The organism is Streptomyces sp. NPDC029151, from assembly GCF_055564315.1.
Genome location: NZ_JBVHWQ010000008.1, coordinates 1 through 13,633, shown reverse-complemented (window position 1 = coordinate 13,633; position 13,633 = coordinate 1). Strand labels below are relative to the sequence as shown.

At 74.7% G+C, this 13,633-nt stretch carries 8 protein-coding genes; 5 read left to right on the top strand and 3 right to left on the bottom strand.

The annotated features are described in order from the left end of the window. Positions 1 to 293 precede the first annotated feature (293 nt). Positions 294 to 3,656 (top strand): ATP-binding protein, encoded by a 3,363-nt coding sequence (locus tag ACZ4VF_RS27160; protein WP_467929205.1) that lies wholly within the window; start codon positions 294 to 296, stop codon positions 3,654 to 3,656. On the opposite strand, the gene ACZ4VF_RS27155 is transcribed toward ACZ4VF_RS27160, so the two are convergent. Continuing rightward, the gene (locus ACZ4VF_RS27155) at positions 3,643 to 5,619 is read right to left on the bottom strand and encodes a sigma-70 family RNA polymerase sigma factor (protein ID WP_467929203.1); all 1,977 of its coding nucleotides are present in this window, start codon (positions 5,617 to 5,619) and stop codon (positions 3,643 to 3,645) included. The two genes, ACZ4VF_RS27160 and ACZ4VF_RS27155, sit on opposite strands and share 14 nt — an antisense overlap. 362 nt (positions 5,620 to 5,981) lie before the next feature. Next, positions 5,982 to 6,797: a TetR/AcrR family transcriptional regulator gene (locus ACZ4VF_RS27150; RefSeq protein WP_467929202.1), complete on the bottom strand. Its 816-nt coding sequence runs from the start codon at positions 6,795 to 6,797 to the stop codon at positions 5,982 to 5,984. A 377-nt stretch (positions 6,798 to 7,174) separates the two neighbouring features. On the opposite strand from ACZ4VF_RS27150, the gene ACZ4VF_RS27145 reads away from it, so the two are divergent. The 3 genes from ACZ4VF_RS27145 to ACZ4VF_RS27135 all read left to right on the top strand — a co-directional run bounded on the left by ACZ4VF_RS27145 (position 7,175) and on the right by ACZ4VF_RS27135 (position 11,239). Next, on the top strand, positions 7,175 to 8,551 hold the full coding sequence (locus tag ACZ4VF_RS27145; RefSeq protein ID WP_467929201.1) for an NAD(P)/FAD-dependent oxidoreductase: 1,377 nt from the start codon (positions 7,175 to 7,177) through the stop codon (positions 8,549 to 8,551). Between the two features lie 132 nt (positions 8,552 to 8,683). Next, positions 8,684 to 10,336 carry an ATP-binding SpoIIE family protein phosphatase gene (locus ACZ4VF_RS27140; protein WP_467929199.1) on the top strand — a complete coding sequence of 551 codons (1,653 nt, stop codon included), beginning with the start codon at positions 8,684 to 8,686 and terminating at the stop codon, positions 10,334 to 10,336. Positions 10,337 to 10,408: 72 nt separating this feature from the next. After that, positions 10,409 to 11,239, top strand: a complete 831-nt coding sequence (locus tag ACZ4VF_RS27135) for a class I SAM-dependent methyltransferase (RefSeq protein WP_467929198.1) — start codon at positions 10,409 to 10,411, stop codon at positions 11,237 to 11,239. Positions 11,240 to 11,280: 41 nt separating this feature from the next. Here the strand turns inward: ACZ4VF_RS27135 and ACZ4VF_RS27130 are convergent, their stop codons facing one another. After that, positions 11,281 to 12,570, bottom strand: a complete 1,290-nt coding sequence (locus ACZ4VF_RS27130) for an MFS transporter (protein ID WP_467929197.1) — start codon at positions 12,568 to 12,570, stop codon at positions 11,281 to 11,283. 110 nt (positions 12,571 to 12,680) lie between these two features. On the opposite strand from ACZ4VF_RS27130, the gene ACZ4VF_RS27125 reads away from it, so the two are divergent. Continuing rightward, on the top strand, positions 12,681 to 13,229 hold the full coding sequence (locus ACZ4VF_RS27125; RefSeq protein WP_467929195.1) for a MarR family winged helix-turn-helix transcriptional regulator: 549 nt from the start codon (positions 12,681 to 12,683) through the stop codon (positions 13,227 to 13,229). Positions 13,230 to 13,633 lie beyond the last annotated feature (404 nt).

The following is a 13,633-nucleotide window of genomic DNA, read 5'->3' as shown; positions in this document are numbered from 1 at the left end:
CCGCCGCCCCCCGCCGCACGACCGGCGGCGCGAGTGGCGGCGCGAGTGGCGTCGGGGCAGTGCGAGTGGCGCAGTGGGGCCGTGCGGTCGGCGCGGTGGGGCGGTGCGGTCGGTGTCGTGGGGCGGCGTGGTGGGGCCACCGGGGGTGCCCCTGCCCGACGAGCCCCGGGGAGGCACCCCGCCGGTGCCGGCCGGTGACCCGGTCCGCGGCGCACCGCCGCTCAGGGCGCTCCGCAACGCCCCGAGCCAAAACCCCCGTGCCCCGCTCCCCGCACTCCCGCCACAATGACCGGGTGCGGTACGGAATCCTGGGCGTAACCCAAGCATCAGACGACCAGGGCACCCCCGTACCCATCGGCGGCCGGCGCCTGCGCACGCTCCTGGCCGCCCTCGCCCTCCGCCCCGGCCGCACCACTGCCGCCGAGACCCTCGTCGACGAGGTCTGGGCGGACGACCCGCCCCAGGACGCCCACGCCGCGCTCCAGGCCCTCGTCGGCCGTCTCCGCCGTACCCTCGGCAGGCACACCATCGCCTCCGGCCCCGGCGGCTACCGCCTCGAAGCGACCGAGGACGACGTGGACCTGCACGTCTTCGAACGCCTCACCCGCACCGGCACCCAGGCCCTCACCGCCGGCGACCCGGCCACCGCCCACCGCACCCTCACCGAGGCCCTCGCGCTCTGGTACGGCCCGGCCCTCGCCGACCTCCCCGACCGCACCGCCGCCACCCGGCCCGAGGCCCTGCGCCTGGAGGCGACCCGCGCCCGCGCCGCCGCGGCCCTCGCCCTCGGCCGCGCCCGGGAGGCCGTACCCGAGCTGCGGGCACTGACCGCCGCCCACCCCTACGACGAGCCGCTGCACGTCCTCCTCATCCGCGCCCTGCGCGACTCGGGCCGCCCGGCCGACGCCCTCTCCGCCTACGAGTCCGCCCGCCGCACCCTCGCCGACACTCTCGGCACCGACCCCGGCCCGGAACTGCGGGCGCTGCACACGGCCTTGCTGAGACAGGAGCACCCCGAGCACCCCGAGCACGCGGTGCACCCCGAGCACCCGTGGCGCCCGGGGGCGCGGCCTCCCGCCCAGCCGCCCGAGCGCACCGGGAACCTCCGCCCCCGCCTGACGTCCTTCGTCGGACGGGAACCGGAACTCAGGGCCATCCGTTCCGACGTGCGCAGGGCCCGCCTGGTCACCCTGACCGGGCCGGGCGGCTCCGGAAAGACCCGCCTCGCCGAGGAGGCCGCCGCCCCGCTCGACTCGGCCTGGCTGGTCGAGCTGGCCCCGCTCGACCGGCCGGAGGCTGTGCCCGGCGCGGTGGTCAGCGCGCTCGGGCTGCGCGAGACCGTGCTGCTGACGGGTGACCTGGCGACCTCGCAGGCCGACCCCACGGCCCTGCTGATCGAGTACTGCGCGCCGCGCAGCCCGCTCCTGATCCTCGACAACTGCGAGCACGTCATCGGCGCGGCAGCCGCCCTCGCCGAGACCCTCCTCACCCGCTGCCCCGGGCTCACGATCCTCGCGACCAGCCGTGAACCCCTGGGCGTCCCCGGCGAGTCGGTGCGCCCGGTCGAGCCCCTCGTCCCCGAGCAGGCGCGCCGCCTCTTCGCCGAGCGCGCGAAGGCCGTCCGTCCCGACGCCGAGGCGGTGCTCGGCGACACCGAGGCCGTGGCGGAGATCTGCCGCCGCCTGGACGGACTGCCGCTCGCCATCGAACTGGCCGCGGCCCGCCTCAGGCTGCTGACCCCGCGGCAGATCGCCGACCGCCTGGACGACCGCTTCCGGCTGCTCACCTCCGGAAGCCGCACGGTCCTGCCCCGCCAGCAGACCCTGCGCGCGGTCGTCGACTGGTCCTGGGAGCTGCTGGACGAGCGGGAGCGGACGGTCCTGTGCGAGGTGTCGGTGTTCGCCGGCGGCTGGGACCTCGCGGCGGCCGAGGCCGTGTGCACCGGCCCGGCGGCCGACCTGATCGGCGCGCTGGTCGACAAGTCCCTGGTCGTCGCCGCACCGCACGACCCGGACGGCACCGGCTCCGGGACCGGCATGCGCTACCGCATGCTGGAGACCATCCACGACTACGCCACCGAACGCGCCGCCGAGGTCCCCGGACTGCGCGCGGCGGCCGAGCGGCGCCACCGCGCGTGGGTGCGGGCGCTGGTGGAGGAGGCCGAGCCGCGGCTGCGGTCGGCGGCCCAGCTGCCCTGGATCGCCCGCCTGGAGACCGAGCTGGACAACGTCCGGGCGGCCCTGAACCGCGCGCTGCGCGCGGGCGACGAGGCGGAGGCCGGCGCCGTCGTCCTGGCCATCGGCTGGTTCTGGTGGCTGCGCAACCACCGCCAGGAGGCGGTCGGCTGGGTACGCCAGGTGCTCCGCCTCGGTGCCGCCCTGGACACCCTGTCCCCGGGCACGCCGGCCGGCGAGGCGATGGCCCGGGCGGAGTCGGCGGACCCGGTCGGCGCGTTCCTCGCCTCCCCCGACGGCGAGGCCGGGCACCCGCTGCGCGAGCTGCGGATGGACCTGCGGATGCTCGACCTGTTCCTGACCTCCGAGACGGACACGGAGAACCTCGCGTCCGACGACCGCGCCGCGGAGTACCTCGCGCGGGTGCGGGCGGCCTACGAGGGCGGCGGCCCCCAGGCCGCCCGCCTCCCCGGCGTCGTCTGGCCGCTGACCGCCTACTACCTGGGCGGCCCGGTGGACCTCCGCCCGGACCTGACCGCGGCGCTCGACAACTGCCGGCGCCACGGCGGCGACTGGGAGGTCGCGGTCGCCCTGATGTACCGCGCCCACGTCACCGTCGACTCGCCGGGCAACCTGCACGGCGTGGACGAGGACCTGGCCGAGCTGCGGATACTCGGCGGGCGCGTCGGTGACCGCTGGGTGCGGGCACAGGTGTGCAGCGCGGCCGGCGAGGCGGCGATGGCCCGCGGCAGGTACGACGAGGCGCGCGGCGAGTACGAGGAGGCGCTGCGGCTCGCCCACGAGGTGGGCGCGCACGCCGAGTCGCCGTTCCTGATCGCGCGGCTCGCCGAGATCTCCTACCGCTCCGGCGACCGGGAGGCCGCCCTGGCCGCCCTGGACGAGGCGGGGGCGGCCGCGGACCGGTACGCGCTGCCGGAGTCCCGGGCCTTCGTCCTGCTGATGCGCGCCCTCATCGCCCTGCACGACGGACAGCCGGTCCTCGCGCGCGAGCTGTACGACGCGACGTGCGCGCTGGTCGGGGACGGAGCCCCGCCCCCGCAGTTCGTAGCCGACCTGCGGAAGGTCGAGGCGCTGCTCGTGGCGGCCGAGTCGGGGCCGGCGCGGGGCGCGCCGGTCCTGGCGGACGCCCTGCGGCGGGCCGTGGCCGACCGGTGCGCGGAGTCCATCACGGCCGGTCTGGTGGACGTGGCGGCCGTGCTGCTGGCCCGGCTGGGCGATCTGCCGGCCGCGCTACGGCTGTTCGCCGCCGCGGATCACTGGCGGGACGGCCGCGAGCGTCCCGAGCCGGAGCGCGGCGAGGCCGCCCGGGTGCGCGCCGGCGCCCGCGCGGCGCTCCCGGCCGACCGGTACGCCGCCGAGTGCGCCCGGGGCGCGACCCTGGGCGTGACGGACGTCCTGGAGGAGCTGGCCGCCGTGCCGGCGGCCGCCGCGGTCCCCCGGGGCCCGGCTACCGGCAGGTGAACCGGGACTCGGCCCAGTCCGCCCATGCCACCTCGTCGATGGCGTTGCCGTGCGGCCGCACCACGAGCCGTACGGTCCTGCGCCCGGTGAGGTCCACGTGCACGGGGACGGCACGGTCCCGGCCCTGGACCGTGCCGGACCGCCACAGCGGGACGCCGTCGGCGTGGACCGAGAAGAAGACCCTGCCGAGGCCGAGGGCCATGTCGTCGACGCCGGCCAGTGCGTCGTAGGCGGTGCACTGCCGGTTGAGGGCGATGGTGACGGAGGACTCGCCGTGCACGGTGACCCCGCGCGCGTACCGCCTGCCGCCGATCGACAGGCCGTACCGCCGCCACACCCAGCTGCTTCGGCCCAGCGCGATCTCGGGCCGGGTGCCGTCGCCGGTGACGTCGAAACGCAGGTCGCTCAGCTCGTAGACGGCGGGGGCGGGCGGCGGAGTGGGCGTCGGTGTCGGTGTCGGTGTAGGCGTCGGCCTGGGCTTCGGGGCGGGCGTGGCCGTGGGGGCAGGGGTCGGCGTGCGCCTCCGGGTGGGCGTGGGCGGCGGCGGTGCGGGGGCGAGGACCGCCGGCCGGGCCGGGGGCTCGGTCGCGGGCCCGGGCGTCGGCGTGGGCGAGGGGGCCGGCGTCCTCGGCACCGCGGGCGGGGGCGTCTCGGGCCGTACGACGGTGGCGGACGGCGCCGGACGGGCGACCTCCTTCGCCGGGCGGCCGTCGTTCACCAGGGCCAGCGCGACCGCGGCGGCGGCCACCGCGACCACACCGGCCGCCACCCCGGCCTTGACCGGTGCCCCCAGCCCCTCGGAGGCCGCGGCCCCGCCCGCACCGGACGCCCCGCCGGACGACCCCCCGGCCGCGGCGGCGGCCCCGGCCGCCCCGGCCCCGGCGCTGCCGGCCATGATCCCGAGCGCCTTGGCGTACCCGGCGGCCCCGAACCAGCCGACGACCGCGACCGGCACGACGCCGGGGATGCCGCTCGCGACCTCCTCGATCTGGGCCGCCGCCAGCCGGCACCTGGCGCACTCCTCCAGGTGTTTGCGCAGCCCCCGCTCGGCCCGGACGCGCAGCTTGCGGCGTGCGTAGGTGCCCAGCTGGTCGGCGTAGCGGGCGCACTCCTCGTCGCGGGTGAGGGCGGCGCTGACGTGGGCCTGGAGATAGGCCTGCTTCAGCCCCTCGCGCGCGCGGCTGGCGAGCACCCGGGTGCCGTTGGCGTCCAGCCCGAACAGGACGGCCACCTCGCTCGGGGACTCGTCCTCCACCTCGGTGTGCCACAGTACGGCCTGCCAGCGTTCGGGCAGCGAGCGGAAGGCGCGCATGGCCATGGACTGCTCGGCCTCGTGCAGGGCGCGGACGTCGGCTCCGAGATCGAGGCCCGCTCCGGAGGAGCCGGCGAACGCGCCGGCGGACGCCTCCGGGGCCCGGGCGGCGGCCTGCTGGGCGAAGACGGCGAAGTCGTCGACGAGCTGCTCGCGCCGGGCGGACCTGGTCCAGTGGGCGGCGACCCGCCGGACGGAGGTCAGCAGGTAGGCCCGCACGGCGTGTTCGGGTCCGGAGCCGCCGCGTACCGCCTGCAGCATCCGGGCGAAGACCTCGGCGGTGAGGTCGTCGGCGGTGTGACCGTCCCGGCAGCAGGTGCGCGCATACCGTCGTACCGCGTCCGCGTGCCTGCGGTACAGCTCCTCGTAGGCGGAGTCGTCACCGCCGCGCATCCGCTCGATCAGCTCGCCGTCGGCGGGCGGCATCTCCCGGGGCGGCGGCAGCACGCTGCCCTCACGCTGGGCCGGCACGCTTCCGTCGCCAGGACCGGAGGAGCCGGAGCGGGCCGGGGAGCCGGAGGAGGCGGGGGAGCCGGAGGAGGCTGACGACGCAGGACGGCCGCCTTGCTTCGGTACGTGGGGCGGGGTCAGCCCGAGGTTCTCCGCGCCCCCGTCGTCACCGTGCGACTCGTCCCACCCGTCAACGCCCATCGCCGACAGCCCCCGACACCGGCCAAGCCCAACCCGTCACCGGCTCAGCGTGCCACAACGACTTCTCCCGGCCCCCCTCCCGCACACCCCATCCACTCATCCGAGCGGACTTCCCCCTGGAATTCCGAACACCCGTCGAACACATCCCGGGAAGGGTCCGCCACCACGGCACCCGCCGACGGCGGACCCGCCCACCAGGGCCTCCCGCACCACCCGACGGCGAAGGCCGCACGGGCGGTACGGGCGGCACCCGGTGGTTCGGGCGGTACGGGCGGACCGCAGGTTCCGGTGGAACGAGGAAGCCCCAGCCGCCCCCGCCGCCCCGGACAGCCGGACGCAGCCGGAGCAGGGTGCCGCGGTCCCTACGCCGGCCGGGACCGCAGACCCTCCAGCAGGATGTCCAGCAACCGTGCCGACGCGGCGGCCTGCTGCGCCGCGTCCGGCAGCGACGGCGCCGCCGTGGCGATCACCAGCAGTACGTCGCCCACGGACACGTCCGTCCGCAGCTCACCCGCCGCCCGGGCCCGGTCCACCAGCTGCCCGACCACATCGAGCAGCGCCCCGGCCCCCGCGTCGTCGGCCGGCACCGCGGGCCCCTCCGCCACGAGCCGCAGCTCGGGCCCGCCCGGCTGTACCCGCTGCTGGGGCACCCGAGCCTCGACCGCCCCGGCGGAACCGGCCGACCCGGCACCGAGGGATCCGGCGCCGACGGACTCCGCGCCGACGGCCTCGGCCGAACCGGTCGAGCCGACCCGCAGCACGTGCGGCGGCAGCAGCCGCCCCGCCCCCGACGCCACCGACGTCCGCAGGAACCGCGACAGCGCCGACCACGGCTCGTCCTCCTGCCCGAGCGCCGCCCGGGCCTGCTCGGTCAGCCGTGCCGTCTCCTCCTCGGCGATCCGCCGGACCAGCACGTCCTTGCTGGGAAAGCGCCGGTACACCGTGCCGACCCCGACCCGGGCGCGCCGCGCCACGTCCTCCATCGGCGCGCCGTACCCCAGCTCGCCGAACACCTCACGCGCCGCACGCAGCACGTGCTCCAGATTGCGCTGTGCGTCCACCCGCAGCGGAGTCGTGCGCGCCCCGTCCGCGCGCCCGTTGCCCCCCGACGCGGTCATGGCCTTGCCACCGGCCGCGATGGCGGCTGCGGATGCCCAATGCGTGTCCTGAACATGCATGTGTTTCCCCCGGTAATGACGTCTCCCCCCGGAGACTCTCCCCACCACTGAATCCGAAGTGGGCGAAGTGGCGTCGGTCCCGACCGGACCCACTCGTCGCGGACCCGTTCGACCACATTCCCCACACCCCGTCGACACACGAACATAGTTGAGAGGAAGTCAATTCAGAAGGGGCAGGTTCCGCACAGTGCGCCCCTCGATCGGAGTACGGGACGTGTACGTCCCGATTCCCGCCCTTCGCACCCTGTGGTCCGCCCCCGCTGACCTGCCCCCTTTCGTCCCGTGTGGACACCACGGCCGCCCCCGCGTACACCCGGCCGCCGGTCACACAAATTGCCGGGGCTGTGGACAAACACCAGCGCCGGGTGCGTCATGGGATGGTGAAGGAACGTGCGCGCATTCTGGTTGTCGGCGGCGGCTACGTCGGGATGTACACGGCCCTGCGCCTCCAGCGGAAGCTGAGGGCCGAGCTGAGGCGGGGAGAGGTGGAGATCACCGTCGTCACCCCCGACCCCTACATGACGTACCAGCCGTTCCTCCCCGAGGCCGCCGCGGGCTCGATCTCCCCGCGCCATGTCGTCGTACCGCTGCGCCGCGTCCTGGACCACTGCCACGTCGTCGTCGGCGAGGTCACCTCCATCGAACACGCCGTACGCACCGCCGCCGTCACCACCCTCGCCACCGCCGAGGAGGGCACCACCGAACTCCTCGGCTACGACGAGCTCGTACTCGCCCCCGGCTCGGTCTCCCGCGCCCTGCCCATCCCCGGCCTCGCCGACTACGCCATCGGGTTCAAGACCGTCGAGGAGGCCATCGGCCTGCGCAACCACGTCATCGAGCAGATGGACATCGCGTCCTCCACCCGCGACCCCGCGATCCGCGACGCCGCCCTCACCTTCGTGTTCGTCGGCGGCGGCTACGCGGGCGTGGAGGCCCTCGCGGAACTGGAGGACATGGCCCGCTACACCGCGCGCTACTACCACAACCTCCGCCCCGAGGACATGAAGTGGATCCTCGTGGAGGCCACCGACCGCATCCTCCCGGAGGTCGGCCCCGAGATGGGCCGCTACACCGTCACCGAGCTGCGCCGCCGCAACATCCAGGTGCTGCTCGACACCCGCCTGGAGTCCTGCGCCGACCGTGTCGCCGTCCTCAGCGACGGCCAGCGGTTCCCGACCCGCACGGTCGTGTGGACGGCCGGCGTCAAACCGCACCCCCTGCTCGCCGCCACCGACCTGCCGCGCACCGAGCGCGGCCGGCTCCGCTGCACCGCCCAGCTCACCGTCGACGGCACCGCGCACGCCTGGTCCGCGGGCGACGCCGCCGCCGTACCCGACGTCACCGCCGCCGAACCCGGCACGGAGACCGCACCCAACGCCCAGCACGCCGTACGCCAGGCCAAGGTCCTCGGCGACAACATCGCCCACTCCCTGCGCGGCGAGCCCCTGCAGACGTACGCGCACGCATACGTCGGCTCGGTCGCCTCCCTCGGCCTGCACAAGGGCGTCGCGCAGGTCTACGGGCGCAAGCTGAAGGGTTACCCGGCCTGGTTCATGCACCGCGCGTACCACCTCAGCAGGGTGCCCACCGTCAACCGCAAGGCCCGCGTGCTCGCCGAGTGGACCCTCGCCGGGCTCTTCAAACGGGAGATCGTCTCGCTCGGTTCACTCGAACATCCCCGTGCGGAGTTCGAACTGGCGGCCGGTGGAAAGCCTCCTCACAGCCCCTCCGACGACCCGAAGGGGTCGTCCTGACCGGACCCGGGAACTCCACGGCCCGCCCCGGCGTCTGACGGTTGTCGCCCGCCGCGGCCCGCTCCCTGCCAGACTGCCCTACGACGTCGGACGGGCACCCGCCCGCCCTAGCACCCACGAGGCTTTCCCCAAGTGAACTTCACGCGCTGGAGCGCCCGGCTCCCCGGAACGCAGCGCCGCGCCGCCGCGCGGACCGAGACGGCGGTCCCCCCGGAGAGACGGGGGGAGGGCTCCGTTCCCGCGGCCCGCGCCGAACAGTCCGCCGACGGCACCCTCCCGGTGCCCGCCGTCGACGGACTGCCCGCGCGTGACGTCCTGGACCGCGTCCCGGCCCTCGTCGCCCTCGTCCACGGCCCCGACCACCGCATCGCCTACGTCAACGACGCCTACACCGCGGCGTTCGGCACCCGCCCCACCGGCGCCCCCGCCCGCGAGGCCCTGCCCGAACTCGCCGCACTGGGCCTGCTCCCGCTCCTCGACCAGGTGCTGCGCAGCGGCAAGCCCCGCACCCTGAAGTCCCGCAAGGCCGTCGACGGCCGCTCGTACACCTTCACCTGCACCCCCGTCGCCGAGGACGGCGACGACGCCGGCGGCGGTGCGGTGCTCGTCTTCGCCACGGACGTCACCGACCACGCCGAGGCCGCCGAACGGCTGCGCGCCAGCGAGCGCCGCCAGCGCGAGACCGCCGTCACCCTCCAGCGCTCCCTCCTGCCGCAGGAACTGGAACAGCCCGACGACCTGCGCATCGCCGCCACCTACCAGCCCGGCGGCACCGAGGCCGCGGTCGGCGGCGACTGGTACGACGTGATCACCCTCGGCGGCGGCCGCACCGCCCTGGTCATCGGCGACGTCATGGGCCGCGGGGTGCGCGCCGCCGCCGTCATGGGCCAGCTCCGCACCGCCGTCCGCGCCTACGCCCGCCTCGACCTGCCCCCGCACGAGGTGCTCCAGCTCCTCGACGGCCTCGCCGCCGAGATCGACGCCAACCAGATCGCCACCTGCGTCTACGCCGTCCACGACCCCAACGAGGGCCGCCTGGTGTATGCGTCCGCCGGCCACCTGCCGATCCTGGTCCGCGACGAGAACGGCACGGTCTCCCGCGCCGACGAACCCACCGGCCCCCCGCTGGGCACCTGCGGCTGGATGCATGCCTCCGGCTCCATCGCCCTCGGCCCCGGCTCCACCGCCGTCCTCTACACCGACGGCCTGGTCGAGCGCCGTGACGCCGACCTGGACGAGGGCATCGCCGCGCTCGAGGCCGCCCTCGCCGGCGCGACCGGCACCCCGCAGGTCGTCTGCGACCGCCTGGTCCGCTCGGCCGGTGTCACCGCCGACCACGACGACGACGTCGCCGTCCTCGTCCTCCAGCACCCGGCGCGCACCGGACCCGACGGCGACCTGTTCCGCAACGCGGGCCTGGAACTCCTCGGTGGTGTCGAAGCGGCCCCCCGCGCGCGTGCCTTCGCCTCCGGCGTCCTCACCAGCTGGCGCTTCCCCGCCGAACTCCACGACCTCGGCGTCCTCGCCACCAGCGAACTGGTCGCCAACAGCCTCCAGCACGGCACCCCGCCGATGCGGCTCAGACTCCGCCGCACCGACCGCCGCCTCATCGTCGAGGTCACCGACGGCGACGACCACCTGCCGAGGCGCCGCCGCGCCGAACCGGGCGACGAGTCGGGCCGGGGCATCGCGATCGTGGCGACGATCGCCTCCAACTGGGGCTGCCGCCGCACCCCCGGCGGCGGGAAGGCGGTGTGGTGCGAGTTCGTCCTGCCGGGGGCATAGCACTGACCGGCGGCCGTACCGCACCGCGCGGCATACGGCGATGACGCGCGTCCGGTGTTAGAAGCATCAGCCATGGCACACGGACACAGCGGCAGCGAAGGCCCCGACGGCTCCGACGGCGCCGACGGCCCCGAGGGTTACGACACGCACCAGGTCCCGATCATGGCCCCCTTCGTGGCCGAGCTGCTGGACGCGGTGGACCTCGGCCCCGGAGACGTCGTGCTCGACCTCGCGTGCGGGACGGGTTTCGCCGCCCGCGCCGCCGCCGCGCTGGTCGGCCCCACGGGCCGTGTCCACGGCGCCGACATCGACGTGGAGATGATCCGGGTGGCCCGGGAACGCCACCCCCGCCTCTACCCGGACATCGAGTTCACGGTGGCCCCCGCCGACCACCTGCCCTACGACACCGGCACCTTCGACGCGGTCGTCTGCCAGCAGGGCGCCCAGTTCTTCACCGACCTCGACGCCACCCTCGCGGAGACGGCCCGGGTCACCCGCCCCGGAGGCCGCTTCGCCGCGACCATCTGGGCCCCCGTCGACCGCCAGCCCTACTTCCTCGCCGTGCAGACGGCCCTCCGCGAGCACGCCGGCCCCGCGGCGATCCGCCATTTCGCGCGGGCCTTCGCCCTGACCGCCGAGCAGCTCACCGCCGCCCTCCGCACGGCCGGCTACGGCCACACCGCCCACCGCGAGATCACCTTCGGCATCGGCCTGCCCCCGCTGGACACCTACGCCCGGGCCCACCTGTCCACCCTCTGGGGCGGCCTGATCAGAGAGGCCGGCGGCGAGGACGCCCTGAGCCGGGCCGCCGCCCTGGTTCGCGAGCAGCTCTCCGGGCACCTCGCGGAGGACGGCACGACGACGCTCCCCTTCACCGCGATCCTGACGACGACGACCCGCTGACCAGAGGTCCAGTCCCGGGCCGCCCGGGAGGGGACCGCTGCCTACGCCTCCGCGCCCACCGGCTCCGCGGGCGCCCCACCGCGCGTGACCACCCGGGTCCCGCGCGCCAGCCACGGCCGGTCCTGTACGGCGGTGAGCTGCCGGCCCAGCCGCAGCGCCAGGACGGTGATCCCCAGCGAGAACAGCAGGAAGGTCACGATGTACGGCCCGTGCAGCGAGGCCCCGAGCGGACCGCCCACCGCCGGACCGACGGCCAGCGCCAGCTGCTTGACCAGCGCGAACGCCGAGTTGTACTGACCGGCCATGCCCTCCGGTGCCAGATCGGCGACCAGCGGCGCGACCGTCGGCGACAGCATCGCCTCGCCCAGCCCGAACAGCGCGTACGTCGACACGAACGCGGCCGTGGCCATCTCCCGGCTGCCGTGCCCCAGCCCCGCGAACCCGGCGGCCAGCCAGGCCACCGACCAGATCAGTCCGACCACCGCGATGACCCGGGACCGGCGGCGCCGCTCCACGAGCTTCAGCACGGCGAACTGGGCGACCACGATCATCAGGGTGTTCGCGGCCAGCGCCGTCCCCAGAGCGGACGTCGATATACCGGCCGCCTCCACGCCGTACGCGCTCAGTCCCGATTCGAACTGTCCGTAGCAGGCGAAGAAGAGGACGAAGCCCAGCACGGACAGCTGCACCATCGCCCGGTTCCCGAGCAGTTGCTTCCAGCCGCCCTTCGCCGACCGCGCGGGCGCGTCCTCCAGGCGCGGCGAGTGCGGCGTCCGCACGGTGGCCATCACGCCGACCAGCAGCAGGAACATCGCCGCCTCGATCGCGAACAGCAGCGTGAAGGAGGACACGCGCGTGGTGTCGACCAGGTGGCCGCCTATGAGTCCGCCGACACCCAGCCCCAGGTTCTGCAGGAAGAACTGCATCGCGAACGCACGTGAGCGCGTGTCCGCCGAGGAGCAGTCCACGATCATCGTGGCCAGCGCCGGCTGCATCACGGCCTGCCCCGCGCCCAGCGCCGCCGCGGACAGCAGCACGGCCGCGGCGGACCCCGCCAGACCGAGGCTCAGCGCCCCCAGAGCGGCGGCCACCAGGGCGGCGAGCAGGACCGGCAGCGGGCCGCGCCGCACGATCGCCCGGCCGGCGAACGGCAGCACGATCAGCGCGGCCACGGCGAAGACGGCGAGCACGAGTCCCGCCGTCATGGCTCCCAGGCCCCGCACCTGCGCCACGTAGACGTACAGGTACGGGACGGTGAAACCGAGCCCGAACGCGCTGAGTGCGTTGCCCACGTGGATCCGGCGCATCGCTGCGCCCATCGCCCTGGTCACGTTCACCTCTCTCACTAGTTAGACCTGAAGACTTCGAAGCTAAAGTTCGAAGCTAAAGGCTACACAATCAAGGACTTCAAGGCAAAGGACCGGCGTGTCATACTGCGCCCATGGCCGACACCCCCGGCGACACCGAGCCGACACTCGAAGAACAGATCGCCGCCTACCAGCGCGAGTTCCAGGACCTCGACCCCCAGGTCGAGAAGGTCGTGTCGGCCCTCTCCCGGCTCAACCGCCGCATGAACGTCGCCTACGGCCGCCAGACCGCCGCCCTCGGCATCAGCAGCGCCGAGTGGGAGGTCCTCAAGGCACTGGTCCTCTCCGGCGCCCCGTACCGCCTGGGCCCCAGCGACCTGGCCAAGCGGCTCGGCCTCACCCCGGCCGCGATGACCCACCGCATCGACCGCATGGTCGCCGAGGGACTGGTCACCCGGGAGCGCGACGAGTCCAACCGCGTCCGGGTCATCGTGGAGCTGACGCCCGAGGGCCGCGAGAAGTGGCTGGAGGCGATGCGCCTGGCGACGGTCTTCGAGGAGGACCTGCTCCAGGACCTCACCCCCACGGAGCGCACGGTGCTCGGCGAGGTCCTGACCCGGCTCCTGCGCCGGGTCGAGCACGCCCAGCCGGACGCGGGCGGCCGGCTCAGCGACCTGGATTAAAAGATCTTGACAGGGGGTGTTGACACCGTCCTGCTCGATCCGTAGGGTTCTTCGGGTTGCCACGGAGGCGTAACGCTTCTGCGACAACACCTCCCGCCGCACGAGCGGCACCCCAAACCACCAGCACGATCTCCCGCACGGGTTGATTTCGGCGCGCCCGAATTCAATTCGAATAGGGATCCGGCGGCCCGATTGGGCATCGCCGGACGGATCCGCTAGGGTTTGAGGCGTCGGAACGGCCCAACAGCCGGGAAGACAAGCCCACCTGACTGGGAGTCAGACACCGAAAGGTTCTGATAGAGTCGGAACCGCCGGAAAGGGAAACGCGAGAGCGGGAACCTGGAAAGCGCCGAGGAAATCGGATCGAGAAAAGATCTGATAGAGTCGGAAACGCAAGACCGAAG